At 69.4% G+C, this 16151-nt stretch carries 14 protein-coding genes; 10 read left to right on the top strand and 4 right to left on the bottom strand.

Annotation, left to right across the window (positions count from 1 at the left end):
• Window positions 1–4: 4 nt before the first annotated feature.
• Window positions 5–598 carry a YbaY family lipoprotein gene (locus ACZ5EF_RS15915; RefSeq protein WP_346061636.1) on the bottom strand — a complete coding sequence of 198 codons (594 nt, stop codon included), beginning with the start codon at window positions 596–598 and terminating at the stop codon, window positions 5–7.
• Window positions 599–818: 220 nt separating this feature from the next.
• On the opposite strand from ACZ5EF_RS15915, the gene purE reads away from it, so the two are divergent.
• Together purE and ACZ5EF_RS15905 are read left to right on the top strand one after the other, a co-directional pair.
• Complete coding sequence (gene purE, locus ACZ5EF_RS15910) at window positions 819–1343, top strand: 5-(carboxyamino)imidazole ribonucleotide mutase (protein WP_346061637.1); 525 nt, start codon at window positions 819–821, stop codon at window positions 1341–1343.
• Between the two features lie 10 nt (window positions 1344–1353).
• A complete protein-coding gene (locus ACZ5EF_RS15905; RefSeq protein ID WP_346061638.1) occupies window positions 1354–2469 on the top strand; it encodes a 5-(carboxyamino)imidazole ribonucleotide synthase in 1116 nt (371 codons plus the stop codon).
• A gap of 58 nt (window positions 2470–2527) precedes the next feature.
• Here the strand turns inward: ACZ5EF_RS15905 and ACZ5EF_RS15900 are convergent, their stop codons facing one another.
• The 3 genes from ACZ5EF_RS15900 to ACZ5EF_RS15890 all read right to left on the bottom strand — a co-directional run bounded on the left by ACZ5EF_RS15900 (window position 2528) and on the right by ACZ5EF_RS15890 (window position 6933).
• A complete protein-coding gene (locus ACZ5EF_RS15900) occupies window positions 2528–3472 on the bottom strand; it encodes a LysR family transcriptional regulator (protein ID WP_346061639.1) in 945 nt (314 codons plus the stop codon).
• Window positions 3473–3763: 291 nt separating this feature from the next.
• Entirely contained in the window at window positions 3764–5779 is a 2016-nt protein-coding gene (locus ACZ5EF_RS15895) for a PhoX family protein (RefSeq protein WP_346061640.1), read from the bottom strand.
• A 74-nt stretch (window positions 5780–5853) separates the two neighbouring features.
• Window positions 5854–6933 carry a TraX family protein gene (locus ACZ5EF_RS15890; RefSeq protein WP_346061641.1) on the bottom strand — a complete coding sequence of 360 codons (1080 nt, stop codon included), beginning with the start codon at window positions 6931–6933 and terminating at the stop codon, window positions 5854–5856.
• Between the two features lie 144 nt (window positions 6934–7077).
• Here ACZ5EF_RS15890 and ACZ5EF_RS15885 point away from each other — a divergent pair, with 144 nt between their 5' ends.
• The 8 genes from ACZ5EF_RS15885 (at window position 7078) to ACZ5EF_RS15850 (ending at window position 16092) form a co-directional block, all read left to right on the top strand.
• Window positions 7078–8031: a LysR family transcriptional regulator gene (locus ACZ5EF_RS15885; RefSeq protein WP_346061642.1), complete on the top strand. Its 954-nt coding sequence runs from the start codon at window positions 7078–7080 to the stop codon at window positions 8029–8031.
• Between the two features lie 157 nt (window positions 8032–8188).
• On the top strand, window positions 8189–8716 hold the full coding sequence (locus ACZ5EF_RS15880; RefSeq protein ID WP_346061643.1) for a TRAP transporter small permease subunit: 528 nt from the start codon (window positions 8189–8191) through the stop codon (window positions 8714–8716).
• Complete coding sequence (locus tag ACZ5EF_RS15875; RefSeq protein WP_346061644.1) at window positions 8713–10032, top strand: TRAP transporter large permease; 1320 nt, start codon at window positions 8713–8715, stop codon at window positions 10030–10032. Before ACZ5EF_RS15880 ends, ACZ5EF_RS15875 begins: the two co-directional genes overlap by 4 nt.
• Window positions 10033–10113: 81 nt before the next feature.
• A complete protein-coding gene (locus ACZ5EF_RS15870) occupies window positions 10114–11172 on the top strand; it encodes a TRAP transporter substrate-binding protein (protein ID WP_346061645.1) in 1059 nt (352 codons plus the stop codon).
• 60 nt (window positions 11173–11232) lie between these two features.
• Window positions 11233–12612 carry a glutamine synthetase family protein gene (locus ACZ5EF_RS15865; protein ID WP_346061646.1) on the top strand — a complete coding sequence of 460 codons (1380 nt, stop codon included), beginning with the start codon at window positions 11233–11235 and terminating at the stop codon, window positions 12610–12612.
• An 87-nt stretch (window positions 12613–12699) separates the two neighbouring features.
• The gene (locus tag ACZ5EF_RS15860; protein ID WP_346061647.1) at window positions 12700–14085 is read left to right on the top strand and encodes an aldehyde dehydrogenase family protein; all 1386 of its coding nucleotides are present in this window, start codon (window positions 12700–12702) and stop codon (window positions 14083–14085) included.
• A 42-nt stretch (window positions 14086–14127) separates the two neighbouring features.
• A complete protein-coding gene (locus ACZ5EF_RS15855) occupies window positions 14128–15312 on the top strand; it encodes an iron-containing alcohol dehydrogenase (RefSeq protein ID WP_346061648.1) in 1185 nt (394 codons plus the stop codon).
• A gap of 42 nt (window positions 15313–15354) precedes the next feature.
• Window positions 15355–16092: a glutamine amidotransferase-related protein gene (locus ACZ5EF_RS15850; protein WP_346061649.1), complete on the top strand. Its 738-nt coding sequence runs from the start codon at window positions 15355–15357 to the stop codon at window positions 16090–16092.
• The last annotated feature ends 59 nt before the right edge of the window (window positions 16093–16151 follow it).

Here is a 16151-nt window from a genome sequence, read left to right as displayed (position 1 = left end):
GGGGTTAGCCGGCGTCGGTCTCGTCGGTGGTCGTTTCCGGTGCTGCCTCGGTCTCGCTGGCCACTTCCTCCGGCTCGGCGACCCGGGTCAGGACCAGTTCCTGGGCCTCGGGGGCCGCGTCGCTCAGGTCGACGCCCTGGTGCTCGGTGGTGGTCCACAGCAGCTCACCCTCGGCGCCGCGGATCTCGCCGCGCAGGGCGTAGCGGTGGTTGGCTTCCACCTCGGCCGGATCATAGGCGAGGCTGAACTCGACGGGGACCTGGCCCTCGGGCATCAGGTGCTTCTCGGCGAGGATCTCCGCCGGGGCATCGGCCAGGGAGACGTCCAGCAACTGGACGATGATCAGGCTATCCTCCGGCAGGGCCATGCGCTCCCGGTAGCTCAGGCTGCCGTTCAGGGTCGCCGGCTCGGCGGCTGCCGTCTGGGTCTCGTCGTCGGCGCCTGGGGTCAGCGCGTTGGCATCGGCGGAGCCGGTGTCGTCGGCGCTCAGGGTCACCTGGTCGGCGTCGGCGCTGGCGGCGGACTCCTCGGCTTGGTTGCACCCGGCCAGGGCCAGGGCGGCGGTGAGGGCGGTAATCAGGAACAGGGGACGCTTCATCGATTCTCTCCTTGCTGGGAAACGGCTGCGATGGTCGGCAATCCCGCCGACGTCATCACCTTAGCAGGGGAGTGCGCACAAAGGGTGAAAGCCGGCGTCGCCGCCCGGCGACGCTGGCCAGTTGGTCAAGATGACGTCGGGGCATGGCCTGGGTAGAATACTGCCCCTTCGAATTTCACCCACACTTCATACCAGGCACCCGTTTGCCGAGGAGCAGGCCATGCAGTCGTCCCACGAGGCGCCGTCCACCTCATCCCCACGCGTTGGCGTGATCATGGGCTCCAAGTCCGACTGGCCGGTGATGGAACATGCGGTGGCCATGCTGGAGCGTCTCGGCGTGCCCTATGAGACCCGGGTGGTCTCCGCCCATCGCACTCCGGACCTGCTCTTCGACTACGCCAAGTCCGCCGCCGAGCGGGGCCTCTCGGTGATCATCGCCGGGGCCGGGGGCGCCGCCCACCTGCCGGGCATGGTGGCCTCCCAGACCGCCCTGCCGGTGCTGGGCGTGCCGGTGGAGTCCAAGTCCCTCAAGGGGCTCGATTCGCTGCTCTCCATCGTGCAGATGCCCGGCGGCATCGCCGTGGGTACCCTGGCCATCGGCAAGGCCGGGGCCACCAACGCGGGCCTGCTGGCGGCGCAGATCGTCGGCCTGCAGGACGCCACCATCCGTCAGGCGGTGGAGGCCTTCCGCGCCGAGCAGACCGAGGCGGTGCTCGACAACCCGGACCCCCGTCCCAGCGAATGAGGAAGCAAGCATGAATATCGGCGTTCTGGGTGCCGGCCAACTGGGCCGCATGCTGGCCCTGGCGGGCTACCCCCTGGGTAATCGCTTCACCTTCCTGGATACCACCGGCCACCCCAGTGCCGGCATCGGCGAGGTGATGATCGATACCGACCAGAAGCACCTGGCCGACTTCCTGGCCAAGGTGGACCTGGTCACCTACGAGTTCGAGCACCTGCCGGTGGCCCTGGTCCAGGCCATCGAGGAGCAGACGCCGGTCTACCCCTCCAGCGAGGCGATCCGGGTCTGCCAGAACCGTGCCGAGGAGAAGGCACTGTTCGATCGCCTGGGCATCCCCACCCCCGCCTATCGCCTGGTGGAGCACGCCGACGAGCTGGAGGCGGCGGCCCGCGAGCTGGGCTGCCCGGTGGTGGCCAAGTCGGTGACCGAGGGCTATGACGGCAAGGGCCAGGCGGTGCTCCGCGACCCGGCCGAGGCCCAGGAGGCCTGGCGCGCCATCGGCCACCCGCGGCTGATCGTCGAGGCCTTCGTCGACTTCGTGCGCGAGGTGTCGATCATCGCCGTGCGCGGCCGCGACGGCCAGGTGGTCTTCTATCCGATGGCCGAGAACGTCCATGTGGACGGCATCCTGCGCTACTCCGTGGCGCCCATGCCGGACCTGGACGAGGCCGTGCAGCAGACCGCCGATGGCTATATCCGTGCGCTGCTCGACGAGCTCGACTATGTGGGCGTGCTGACCCTGGAGCTGTTCCAGACCCGCGACGGCGCCCTGCTGGCCAACGAGATGGCGCCCCGGGTGCACAACTCCGGCCACTGGACCCAGGACGGCGCGGTGACCAGCCAGTTCGAGAATCACCTGCGTGCCATCCAGGGGCTGCCCCTGGGCGATACCGCGGCACGGATGCCGACCTGCATGATCAATGTGATCGGCCGCGAAGGCGATGCCGCCGCGATCCTGGCCCTGGCCGATGCTCACCTGCATCGCTACGACAAGGCGGAGCGTCCCGGACGCAAGCTGGCCCATGTGAACCTGGTGGCGCCGACCCATGAGGCGCTGCTGGAGAAGGTGCGGGCCTGCGCGGCCCTGCTGCCGGAGGCCCCGGCGCCGCGGTTCAGCTTCGAGCCCTGATCAGTCGGCCCCTCGAGGGGCCGACTCGTCTCACGACGCCGCCCACCGGGCGGCGTCGCTATGTCTGGCGGCCGATCGCCTGGACCTCGCGACCGGCCTGGGTCAGCAGGCCGCGGATCCAGCGATGGGCCGGGGCGTGGTGCTGGCGGTCGTGCCACAGCTGGTAGAAGCGCATCGGCGGGAAGTCGATGGGGCAGGGGCGAATGGTCAGCGGCAGCAGCCGGGCATAGAAGTCGGCGAAATGACGGCTGGTGGTGAAGACCAGGTCGCTGTCCTGGATCAGGTAGGGGGCCAGGGTGAAGGACTGCACCTCGATCACCTCGTGACGCTCCAGGCGCAGGCTGGTCAGGCAGCGGTCGATGACCCCGCGCTGACTGCGGGAGTAGGGCATGGGCACCACATGGCCCGCCGCCAGGTAGGCCTCCTGGGTCAGGGCGGGTTCGGCGGTCAGGGGGTGATCTTCCGCCATCAGGCAGACGATCTCGTCCTCCAGCAGCATCGACAGGTGCATGCGCTCCGGCGGCTCCGGCCAGTTGCCGATGACGATATCCAGCTCACCCTCCGCCAGGGCCGTCTCGAAGTCATAGTCGGGGCCCAGGGCATGCACCGAGAGGCGTGCCTGGGGCGCCTGGTCCCGCAACAGGTGCACCGCCGTGCGCATAAAGACCGGCGCCAGGTAATCCGGGGCACCGATACGGAACTGCTGGCGGCTGCTGGCCGGCTCGAATTCCGCCGGCGATTCGGTGAGGCGGTCGATCTCGGCCAGGGCGCGGCGGGCATGGGGTAGCAGCTCCAGGGCACGCTCGGTGGGTACCATGCCGCCCTTGTCGCGTACCAGCAGGGCATCGTCGAAGATCTCGCGCAACTTCTTTAGCGCCGCGCTGATCGCCGGCTGGGACTGGTGCATCAGGATCGCGGTACGCGACACATTGCGCTCGTCCAGCAGCAGGCAGAGCACCCGCAGCAGGTAGGTGTCCAGTGGATCCTTGTTTCGGTTTGCCATTAGGGCCCCTCGGATCATCGTCTTGTTGATATCGTCTCGCGGTCGGCCCGAGGCGAGGGCCTCTCCCGCGGCCGACCGCTGATCCTATTATGTATACATTGTTATGCAGATCATAACGACAATCGGTGGCTACAATCCATGTTTCGCTGGCTCAGAGCCTATTTAGCGCCGCCGCCCTCGCCCTGGGCAAGTCCGATGGTGAGGCGAGCGGCCTCGTAACGACGCCGCCGGGACCTCTAGCGAGGCCCCGGCGGGAAGAAGGGGGCCGGATCGGCCCCATCGGGAGGCGCCTCAGGCGCCGACGATGCCGCCGTCCTCGCGGCTGATGGCCAGGGTGGCGGAGCGCGGGATGGCATCGCCGCCGTCCGGCCAGTGGCTGGCGTAGTCGCCGGCGGCGAAGGCCGAGGCTTCGGTGGTGGCGCCAGGGTGCTGGACATTGACGAAGAGGGTGCGCCGGTCCGGCGTCATGGTCACCCCGGTGATCTCCTGGCCGATGGGGCCGGTCAGGAAGCGCTTGAGCTCGCCGCTCTCGGGGTTGGCCACCAGCATCTGATTATTGCCGAAGACCTCGTAGATGCCGTCATTCATCACCGATTCGCTGATATCGGTCTGGATCCACAGGCGGCGCTCCGCGTCCATCCACAGGCCATCCGGCGAGGCCAGGATGGCGTCGTCGCCCAGGGGGGCGCCGTTCGCATCGCGGCCGCTGTCCCGGTCGCCGGCCAACAGGAAGATCTCCCACTGGAAGCGGGTGGCGTCCTGGCCGCCCTGTTCCCGCCAGCGGATGATATGGCCGAAGGTGTTGTTGGCCCGCGGGTTGGCGGCGTCCTCCTGACCCGGCTCGCGGCGGGTGTTGTTGGTCAGGGTGAAGTAGACCTGGCCGCTGGCCGGGTCCACGGCGCCCCACTCGGGGCGATCCATCTTGGTGGCGCCGGCGGTGTCGGCGGCGGAGCGGGCATTGACCAGGATATCGGCCAGGTCCTGGAAGCCATTTTCCGGGGTCAGGCCGTTCTCGCCGGGGGCCAGGGCCAGCCACTCGCCGCTGCCGTCGGCGTGGAATTTCGCCGCATAGAGGGTGCCCTCGTCGAGCAGCGAGCCGTCCGCGGTGGCGGCCCGATAGGGACGCGCCGAGACGAACTTGTAGATGTACTCGAAGCGGGCGTCGTCGCCGGAGTAGCAGACCACCGGCTCGCCCTCCACCGCCGGGGCGAAGACCACCCCCTCGTGGGCGAAGCGTCCCAGGTGGGTGCGCTTGATCGGCGCGGCCTCGGCATCGAAGGGATCGATCTCCACCATATAGCCGAAGGCATGCGGCTCGTTGCGGTAATCCTCGGCGGCGGAGCCACCCCGCGGGGTGGCATCGAAGCGCAGGAACTCGTCGGCGCCGCCGGCGGCCTTGTGCCACTGGTAGCGGCTGGTGTCGCGGCTGGTGATGCCGTAGCGGGCCTGGCGGCGGTCGATGGTCTCGGCGCGATTGGCGAAGTAGCCGGCCCAGTTCTCCTCCGAGGCCATGTAGGTGCCCCAGGGGGTGACCCCGTTGGCGCAGTTGTTGAGGGTGCCGCGGGTCATGCTGCCGTCCGGGCTGTATTGGGTGATGACATGCTCGCTGCCCGCCACCGGGCCGGCCAGGCGCATCGGCGTCAGGCCGGTGACGCGACGGCTCTGGGCATCCTTGACCAGGCGCCACTGGCCGTCGTCGCCGCGCCGCAGATGCACGATGGAGACGCCATGGGCATGCAGCTCCCGGCGCACCTGGTCGGCGTCGCGGCTGCCGTCGGGGCGCTCGGGGAAGCCGCCGGAGTCCAGCGCTAGCCCCGCGGCGGCGGCGTGCATAAAGCGCGGCTCGATATATTCGTGGTTGAGCACCAGCAGGCCCTCGTCGGAGCGGCCGTCCAGGGGGAAGAAGTGCATGCCGTCGTGGTGGCTGCCCACCTGATGGGCCTGGTCGTCGGCGTCGTTGTCGGTGGCGAAGTCCGGAGTCCCCTCGGTCAGGGAGGTGCCCCAGGGGATCATCGCCTGGACCCGATAGCCCTCGGGAACCACCACCGCATCGGCGCTGCTGGTCGGGATGGCGGCGAAGCCCAGGCTGGGGCCGCGGCCGCCCTGGCCGGCGAAGGCGCCGCCGAAGGGCAGGCTGGTGGCCATGGCGCCGGCCACGGCGGCGGCCAGGCTGCCGCGCAGCAGGCTGCGGCGGCTCAGGCGGGTCTCGAGGATATCGCCGAAGTAGGCGTTGTCGGAGGCATTGCTCTGGGGCTCGTCGCCGGCGGCCAGTACCGGGTCCGTGGTGCCAGGAAGCTGCTGAGTCATGGTCGGTTCCTTGTGAATGACGACTGGGCAGTCCCGTATCTTCGGCATCCCGCATTGCAATCCGATGAAAACGCTTAGTCCCAGAGCAGCAGCGCCAGCAGGGCGAAGTGACCCGGGTACCAGGCCCGCCACAGCCAGCGGGGCAGGGGCCAGGGCAGGCGGGGCAGGCCGCCAGCGGCCATCGCCAGTGCCAGCGCCACGCCGGCCAGGGCGAAGAGGCTGGCCTGAAGTCCCGGGTTAAGCAGGGCGACCACCACCAGGGCCGGCAGGCTTGCCATCCACCGCTGCGCCCGGGCGACCTCTCTCCGGTTCAGCGCCGGCAAGCTTGCCATCCCTCGCTGCGCCGGAGAGGCCGCTTGCTGAGACAGCGCCAGCATTAGCGCCGGCACCAGCGCCAGGCCGGCATGGCCGAATTCCACCCAGAAGCCCAGTGCCCACCAGAGGACCAGGGAGAGCGCCAGCCCCGCCCAGGGTGGGGTGTTCCGGGCCAGAGCGCCTCTCTCCCCGTGGGCCCAGGGTGGGGTGTTCCGGGCCAGAGCGCCTCTCTCCCCGTGGGCCCAGGGTGTGGCGCCCCTTACCCAGTGGGCCCAGGGCGGGGTGTACCGGGCCAGAGCGCCTCTCTCCCCCTGGGCCCAGGATGGGGTGTTCCGGGCCAGAGCGCCTCTCTCCCCCTGGGCCCAGGATGGGGTGTTCCGGGCCAGAGCGCCTCTCTCCCCGTGGGCCCAGGATGGGGTGTCCCGGGCCAGAGCGCCTCTCTCCCCGTGGGCCCAGGGCGAGGCGCCCCTTACCACCGGGTGGGTCCAAGGCAGGGCGCCCTTGGCCCAGTGGGCCCAGGCCAGGCCCGCCGCCAGGGTGAAGCAGACATTGAGCAGGTAGGGCGCCTCGGGGCGCGGCATCAGCGCATAGGGCCACTGGGCCAGGATCCCGATCAGCAGGATGCGCCGGGCATAGCGCAGCGGATCGCGGCTGGTGAAGCCCCCATGCCAGGCCACCATGGCGGCGAACAGCGGAAAGGCCAGGCGTCCCAGGCTCTCCGGCCACCAGGCCAGGGCGCTCCCGGGCCCGAGCAGATGGCGCACCAGATGATCGAGGGTCATGGTCAGCAGGGCCAGCCACTGGGCCCAGGCGACCCAGCGGGAATCGACGTTTGTCATGGGGGCTCCCGAATCCAGGGCCCCGACCATAGCGACTCGCGGCCGGCGCCGCCACCTTCGTTGGCGCCAGGGTTGAGCGCGAGGCGTGCCGGTGGGCCCCCGCCGGCCTAGGCTGAAGAGTCGCTGAACAGCGGGAGAACCACCATGCGAAGCGGCTTCGGCTTCGACCTGCGCAGCCTGGAGATCTTCGTCGCCACCCTGGAGCGGGGCAGCCAGAGCGCCGCCGCCGAGAGCTTGGGGCTCAAGCAGTCCTCGGTCTCCCAGAGCCTGGCCAACCTGGAGGAGGCCCTGGGGGTCTGCCTGCTGGATCGCCGCTCCCGGCCCCTGGAGCCCACCGCCGCCGGGCGCTTCCTCTACGACCGGGCCCGGCGCCTGCTGGAGGAGGCCCGCGGTACCCGCGGCGAGCTGATCTCCGGCAGCTTCGGCAAGCTGCACCAGGTGCGCCTGGCCCTGGTGGACTCCCTGGCCACCGCCGTGGGCCAGCCGCTGATCGAGGTGATCAAGCGCCATACCCGGGACTACACCCTGACCACCGGCCTCTCCCATATGCACGGCCATGCGCTGATGACCCGCCATGTGGATATCATCATCTCCGACGATCGCCTCGAGGACTATGACGGCCTGGAGCGCCATCCCATCCTCGCCGAGCCCTTCGTGCTGGTGCTGCCGGCGAGCTGGGACGGACCGGTGGACAACCTGCGCTGGCTGGCCCGGCGCCTGGATTTCGTGCGCTATGCCCCCCAGTCGCTGATCGGCCAGGCCATCGAGCGCCACCTGCGCCTCAACCGCCTGGAGCTGCCGGCGCGGCTGCACCTGGACAATACCTTCGCGGTGCTGCGCCTGGTGGATGCCGGGGTGGGCTGGACCCTCACCACCCCCCTGTGCCTCCACCAGGCGGGCCTCACCCGGCTGCGGGTGGTGCCGCTGCCGATTCCGGCGCTGCGCCGCCAACTGACCCTGGTGAGCCGGCGCGACGAGCTGGGCGGCCTGCCCAGCCAGCTGGCCCGGGACGCCCGCCGCCTGCTGGAGGGGGACTTCCTGGCCGAGCTGCGGCGGCGGCATGCCTGGGTGGCCGAGGCGATCACCATCCCCCGCTAGGCTCTGCACGAAAACTGCCTGCGCTCGCCCCTCGGCGGGGCAGTATCGATTTTTTCGATAGTTGCCGCGTCGATAAAGCCGATGCTCTTTGCGGTCCGCGGATTTCCCGACCAAGACTGAGTCTCGATACGCTCGACGCCCGGGGAGCCCCGCGACCATGCCCACAACGATCATCCGCTTCGTGCGCCTGGTGGACCGGCTCAATCATGGCGTCGGCCGGGTCACCATGTACCTGGTCTTCGCCATGATGGGGCTGCTGCTCTACGCCTCCTTCTCCCGCTCGGTGCTCAACAGCCCGCTGCTGTGGGGCGTGGAGATGTCCCAGTTCATGCTCACCGCCTACTACCTGCTGGGCGGCGCCTACGCCATGCAGGTGGGTGCCCATGTGCGCATGGACCTCTTCTACAGCCAGTGGTCGCCGCGTACCCAGGCCCTGGTGGATGCCCTGACCATCCTCTTCCTGATCGTCTTCCTGGTGACCCTGCTGCTGGGCGGCATCTCCAGCACCCACTACTCCCTGCAGTACGGCCAGCGCAACTACTCCGCCTGGGCGCCGCCCCTGGCGCCGATCAAGCTGATCATGTGCCTGGGCATCGTGCTGATGCTGCTGCAGGCCGTCGCCACCTTCCTCAAGGACCTGGCCCGCGCCCTGGGCCGGGCCATCGACGAGGAGGACGCGGCATGAGCTACGAGATGATCGCCCTGACCATGTTCTCGGCGATGATGCTGCTGTTGCTGACCGGCCAGCGGGTGTTCGGGGTGATCGGCTTCGTGGGGGCCGCGGCGGCGCTGCTGCTGTGGGGCGACGGCGGGGTGGAGATGCCCTTCAACGCCAGCTTCGTGCTGATGAACTGGTACCCGCTGCTGACCCTGCCGTTGTTCGTCTTCATGGGCTATATGCTCTCCGAGTCGGGCATCGCCGGCGACCTCTACGAGATGTTCCATGTCTGGATGGGCTCGCTGCGGGGCGGCCTGGCCATCGGCACCATCGGCCTGATGGTGGTGGTCTCGGCGATGAACGGCCTGAGCGTGGCAGGCATGGCCATCGGCGCCAGCATCGCCCTGCCGGAGCTGCTGCGCCGCGGCTACGACAAGATCATGGTCACCGGGGTGATCCAGGCCGGCAGCTCCCTGGGCATCCTGGTGCCGCCCAGCGTGGTGCTGGTGCTCTACGGTATGATCGCCCGCCAGCCGGTGGGCAAGCTGTGGCTGGCCGGGGCCATTCCCGGGCTGATCCTGGCCGCCCTCTTCGTGCTCTATATCGCCATCCGCTGCCGCCTCCAGCCCGACCTGGGGCCGGCGCTGCCCGCCGAGGAGCGCGACCTGGGGCTGGCCAAGAAGCTCAAGCTGCTGCGCGCCGGCATCCTGCCGCTGCTGATCTTCTTCTCCATGACCGGGCTCTTCCTGATGGGGATCACCAGCCTGGTGGAGAGCGCCGCCTATGGCGCCTTCGCCGCCACCCTGGCGGCGCTGATCAAGGGGCGCCTGACCCGGGAGGTGATCGACGTCACGGTGCGCCGCACCCTGGCCATCAGCTGCATGTTCATGTGGATCATCCTCGCCGCGCTGTGCTTCGGGGCGGTGTTCGACGGCCTGGGGGCGGTGCGCGCCATCGAGAACGTCTTCCTCGACCACCTGGGGCTGGGCCCCTGGGAGATCCTGCTGATGATGCAGCTCTCCTACCTCCTGATGGGCATGTTCCTCGACGACACCGCCATGCTGGTGATCGTGGCGCCCCTCTATGTGCCCCTGGTGATCAGCCTGGGCTTCGACCCGGTGTGGTACGGGGTGCTCTACACCATCACCGTGCAGATCGCCTACATGACGCCGCCGTTCGGCTACAACCTCTTCCTGATGCGCGCCATGGCACCGCCGGAGGTCAGCCTCTCGGACATCTACCGCAGCGTCTGGCCCTTCGTGGCGATCATGGTCCTGGGCCTGGCGCTGATCACCGCCTTCCCGCAGTTGGCGCTCTGGCTGCCGGAGCTCTACTACGGCTAGTTCAGCCACTAACGACAAGGAGGACCCGCCCCTCAGCAGCAGACGTCGCGGCATAACAACGACCCATGTCAGGAGAGACCCATGACCAATCGACGCGATTTCCTCAAGCAGGCCGGCCTGGCCTCCGCCGCCACCCTGGGGGCGGCCGCGGTCGGCGCCCCCTATGTGCATGCCCAGTCGCGCAGCCCGATTCGCTGGCGCATGCAGACCTATGCCGGCCCGGCCCTGGCCGAGCATGTCATCAAGCCCTCCATCGATTCCTTCAATCGCGCCGCCAACGGCGAGATGGAGATCGAGCTCTACTATGCCGACCAGTTGGTGCCCACCGGCGAGCTGTTCCGGGCCATGCAGCGCGGCACCATCGATGCGGTGCAGAGCGACGACGACTCCATCGCCGCCCCGGTGGATGTCTCGGTGTTCGGCGGCTACTTCCCCTTCGCCTCCCGCTACAGCCTCGACGTGCCGGTGCTCTTCGAGCACTACGGGCTGCGCGAGATCTGGGAGGAGGCTTACGGCGAGGTGGAGGGGGTGACCTGGCTGGGGGCCGGGGCCTGGGACCCCTGCAACTTCGTCACCCGGGAGCCGATCCGCAGCCTCGAGGACCTGCGCGGCAAGCGGGTCTTCACCTTCCCCACCGCCGGGCGCTTCCTGAGCCGTTTCGGGGTGGTGCCGGTGACCCTGCCCTGGGAGGACATCGAGGTGGCCATGCAGACCCGGGAGCTGGACGGCATCGCCTGGGCCGGGATCACCGAGGCCTACACCGTGGGCTGGGCGGACGTCAGCAGCTACTACCTCACCAACAACATCTCCGGGGCCTGGTCCGGCTCCTATTTCGCCAACAGCGAACGCTGGAACGAGGTACCGGAGCACCTCAAGACGCTGTTCAAGCTGTGCATGGACAGCTCCCACTACTACCGCCAGCACTGGTACTGGTGGGGCGAGGCCCACTACCGCACCACCGGCGGCAAGCTGGAGCTGACCTCGATTCCCGAGTCGGAGTGGCAGACCCTGGAGGACGAGGCCCTGGCCTTCTGGGACGAGATCGCCGCCCAGGGCGAGCGCAACGCCCGCCTGGTGGAGATCCTCAAGGCCTACCGGGAGACCATGCAGCAGGCGGGCCCTCCCTATCGCTATGCCTGAGTCCGGGCGTCGCGGCGAGGCCGCGGCGCCGATCGATCACCATCATCGGGAAGAGGCGCCATGAGTCGACTGGAACCGAGAGCGGTCAAGACGCCGGCGGATGCCCGGCGCATCGTCGAGGCGCGTGGCCTGAGCCACGTCAAGGTCGGGATGTTCGATATCGACGGGGTGATGCTCGGCAAGTACATGCACAAGGAGAAGTTCTTCCACGCCCTGGAGGCGGGCTTCGCCTTCTGCGACGTGGTGCTGGGCTGGGACAGCAAGGACGAACTCTACGACAACGTGAGCTTCACCGGCTGGCACACCGGCTACCCGGATGCGCCGCTGCGGATCGTCCCGGAGAGCTGCCGGGGCGTGCCGGCGGAGGGCGAGATGCTGCTGTTCCTGGCCGAGTTCACCGGCCCCGCCGCCGAGCTCTGCCCCCGGGGGCTGCTGCGCCGGGTGCTGGAGCGGGCCCGGGGCCTGGGCTTCGAGGCCTTCGGCTCCCTGGAGTACGAGTTCTTCCTCTTCCAGGAGACCCCGGAGTCGGTGCGCGAGAAGGGCTTTCGCCACCTCAGGCCTTTCACCCCGGACATGATGGGCTACTCCATGCTGCGCAGCTCGGTGCATAGCGAGCTCTACCACGAGCTGCTGGGGCTCGCCGAGGCCATGGACTTCCCCATCGAGGGGCTGCATACCGAGACCGGCCCCGGGGTGCTGGAGGCGGCGATCGCCGTGGATGGCGCCCTGGCCGCCGCCGACAAGGGGGCCCTGTTCAAGACCTTCACCAAGGTGTGGGCCCAGCGCCGTGGCCTGATGGCCACCTTCATGGCCAAGTGGTCGCCGGACTATCCGGGCCAGAGCGGGCATATCCACCTGTCGCTGCGCCACGCCGACGGCGGTGCCTCGGCCTTCTTCGATGCCGACGCCCCCCACGGGATGAGCGCCATCCAGCGCCATTTCGTGGCCGGCCAGCAGGCGCTGATGCCGGAATTTCTGGCCATGTTCGCGCCCACCATCAACAGCTATACCCGGCTGATTCCCGGCTTCTGGGCCCCCACCGACGCCACCTGGGGGGTGGAGAACCGCACCACGGCGCTGCGGGTGATTCCCGGCGGCGACAAGTCCCAGCGGGTGGAGTACCGGCTGGGCAGCGCCGATGCCAACCCCTACCTGGCGCTCGCCGCGGCCATCGGCGCCGGCCTCTACGGCATCGAACAGGGCCTGGAGCCGGACGAGGCGGTGCGCGGCAATGCCTACGAGCTCGAGCATCCCGCCCATCAGGCCCTGCCGCGCACCCTGTGGGAGGCGGCCCAGCGCCTCAAGGCCTCGGCGCCGGCCCGGGCGCTGTTCGGCGATGCCTTCGTCGAGCACTTCGCGGCGACCCGGGAGTGGGAGGAGCGGCAGTTCCGCCGCCATATCACCGATTGGGAGCTGGATCGCTATTTCGAGATTATTTAAGCGCCCCGGCATGGACGCGACTTCCCCAGTCGACGTGGGAGCGCACTTTAGTGCGCGATGATCCATCGAAACGGACGAGGACAAGCGATGACCCTGCAGACAACGATTTCCCCGGTGGATGGCTCGGTCTATGTGCAGCGCGAGCTGGCCGAGGGGGCCCGGGTCGAGGCGGCCCTCGACCGGGCGGTGGCCGCCCAGCGCGACTGGCGGGCCCTGAGCCTCGCCGAGCGCGGCCGCTACTGCGCCGCCATGGTGGACGCCATGGTGGCGCGCCGCGATCTCCTGGCCGAGGAGCTGACCTGGCAGATGGGCCGCCCCATCGCCGTGGCCGGCGGCGAGATCGGCGGCTTCGAGGAGCGCGCCCGGACCATGATCGCCCTGGCCGAGTCGGCCCTGGCGCCCATCCGCCTGCCCGACAAGCCCGGCTTCACCCGCTATATCAGCCGCGAGCCCCTGGGGGTGTCGCTGATCATCGCGCCCTGGAACTTCCCCTTTATGACCGCGGTGAACGCCCTGGTGCCGGCGCTGATGGCGGGCAATGCGGTGATCCTCAAGCACTCCGCCCAGACGCCGCTATGTGCCGAGCGCCTGCAGCAGGCCTTCGACGAGGCCGGTCTGCCCGAAGGGGTCTTCCAGCACCTGCACCTGGCCCATGCCACCACCGAGGCGCTGATCCGCGATGCGCGCATCGCCCAGGTGGCCTTTACCGGCTCGGTGGCCGGCGGCGCCATGGTGGAGCGCAATGCCGCCGGGCGCTTTATCGCCACCGGCCTGGAGCTGGGCGGCAAGGATCCCGCCTACCTGCGCGGTGACGTGGACCTGGACAGCGCCGTGCCCCGGGTGATGGACGGCGCCTTCTTCAACTCGGGGCAGAGCTGCTGCGGCATCGAGCGCATCTATGTGCAGCGCCAGCGCCTCGATGACTTCCTGGAGCGGGCCCTGGCCTGGCTCGGCCAGCTGCGGCTCGGTAACCCCACCGACCCCGCCACCACCCTGGGGCCCCTGGTGCGGCCGGCGGCGGCGGACTTCGTGCGCGGCCAGGTGGAGGAGGCGGTGGCCGCCGGCGCCCGGGCCTGGATCGATCCCGGCGACTACCCGTTGTCGCGGCCGGGCAGCGCCTACCTGGCGCCCCAGTTGCTCACCGGGGTCGATCACACGATGCGGGTGATGCGCGAGGAGAGCTTCGGCCCGGTGGTGGGGGTGATGGCGGTGGAGGACGACGAGGAGGCGATCCGGCTGATGAACGACAGCGACTTCGGCCTCACCGCGGCGCTCTTCACCCGCGACCTGGAGGCCGCCGCGGCCCTGGGGGCGCGGCTGGAGGCGGGCACGGTGTTCGCCAACCGCTGCGACTACCTGGATCCCGAGCTGGCCTGGACCGGGGTCAAGCGCTCGGGGCGCGGCTGTAGCCTCTCCCGGGTCGGCTACGAGACCCTGACCCGGCCCAAGTCCTTCCATCTGAAACATGCCTGACGCCCTAAGCTTGAAGGGGAAAGCGGGAGAAGCGAGGTCGCTATGAGCCAACACGAGATGAGTCGCTTTACCACCAGCTGGAATTATCCGGCGCGGATCCTCACCGGCGCCGGACGCATCCGCGAGCTGCCCCAGGCCTGCCGGGCCCTGGGCATGGCGGCGCCGCTGCTGATCACCGACCCGGGCCTGGAGCAACTGCCCATGGTCCACGATGCCCTGGCCGCCTGCCGTGGCGCCGGGCTGGGCGTCGCCCTCTTCAGCGTCATCAAGGGCAACCCCACCGGCAAGAATGTGCTGGACGGGGTGGCCGCCTTCCGCGACGGGGGCCACGACGGGGTGATCGCCTTCGGCGGCGGCTCGGCCCTGGACGCCGCCAAGGCGGTGGCGCTGATGGCGGGGCAGCGGGAGGGGCTGTCGCTATGGTCCCTGGAGGACGTGGGCGACAACTGGCGCCAGGCGGACGCCGCGGCCATTGCCCCGGTGGTGGCGATTCCCACCACCGCGGGCACCGGCTCCGAGGTGGGCCGCGCCTCGGTGATCACCGACGAGCAGGCCCATGTGAAGCGCATTATCTTCCACCCCGGCATGGTGCCGGCCACGGTGATCCTCGATCCCGAACTCACCACCGGCCTGCCGCCGTCGATCACCGCCGCCACCGGCATGGACGCCCTGTCCCACTGCCTGGAGGCCTGGTGTTCCCCCAACTACCACCCCATGGCGGAGGGCATCGCCGTGGAGGGCATGCGCCGCATCCGCGACCACCTGCTCCATGCCTATGCCGATGGCGGCGACCTGGAGGCGCGTATGAACATGCTGGTGGCCTCGATGATGGGGGCCACCGCCTTCCAGCGCGGCCTGGGGGCCATGCATGCCCTGGCCCACCCCCTGGGGGCCCTCTACGATGCCCATCATGGCACCCTCAATGCGGTGCTGATGCCCTATGTGCTGCGTGCCAACGAGCGGGCCATCGGCGAGCCCATGGTGCGCCTGGGGCGCTACCTGGACCTGCGCCAGCCGGGCACGGCGGCGGTGATCGACTGGGTGCTGGAGCTGCGCGAGCGGCTGAAGATTCCGCCGACCCTGGCGGCCCTGGGCATCGATGCCCGCCAGGCCGACAAGGTGGCCCAGATGGCGGTGGCGGACCCCTCCGCGGCCAGCAACCCCATCGCCCACGACGCCGAGGCCTATCGGGCCGTCTTCGTGGCGGCGGTGGAGGGCAGTCTCTAGAAGGATCCGATGGCCTCGCTCCGGAACGAGAAGGAGGGCAGGATGGCGTTACATATTGGACTGCTGCAATGCGATGACGTGGCGCCGGAGCTGCGTGCCACCCATGGCAACTACCCGGCGATGTTCGAGGCGCTCCTCACGGGCGTCGAGCCCGACCTGGAGTTTTGCGTCTGGCGCTGCCTGGACGGCGAGATTCCCGAGGAGGTCGAGGCAGTGGACGCCTGGCTGACCACCGGCTCCAAGTTCGGCGTCAACGACGGCCTGGCCTGGGTCGACGACCTGGCGGCCTTCGTGCGCGAGCTATGGCGGGCCGGCAAGCCCCTGGTGGGCATCTGCTTCGGCCACCAGCTGATCGCCAAGGCCCTGGGCGGTGCGGTGGAGAAGAGCGCCAAGGGCTGGGGTGTCGGCGTCTCCTTCAATCGCCTGGACGAGCGGGCCGAGTGGATGACGCCCTGGCAGCCCGAGCTGAACCTGGTGGTCAGCCACCAGGACCAGGTGGTGCGCCTGCCCCCCGATACCCGGGTGCTGGGGGGCAGCGACTTCTGCCCCTGTTACCTGATGCAGGTCGGCGAGCACTTCCTCGGCGTGCAGGGCCACCCGGAGTTCGCCAAGCCCTACTCCCGGGACCTGATGGCCCTGCGCCGCGACCTGGTGGGCGAGGCGCGGGTCAACGAGGGGCAGGCCTCCCTCAATGCCCCGGTGCACGACGCCCTGATGGCCCGCTGGATCCTCAACTTTATGCGTCGGGGCGTCGAGCGCCGAGAGGCTGGGGCGCGTTGAGGGGCCCTCTGTAACTTCCGAAACCTTCGTTAACCCGTTAGAAACAAAAGGTCGGGTCA

This window comes from Bisbaumannia salifodinae, assembly GCF_055388505.1.
The sequence above is the reverse complement of the archived record's forward strand: the minus strand, read 5'-3'. Positions and strand labels throughout refer to the sequence as shown.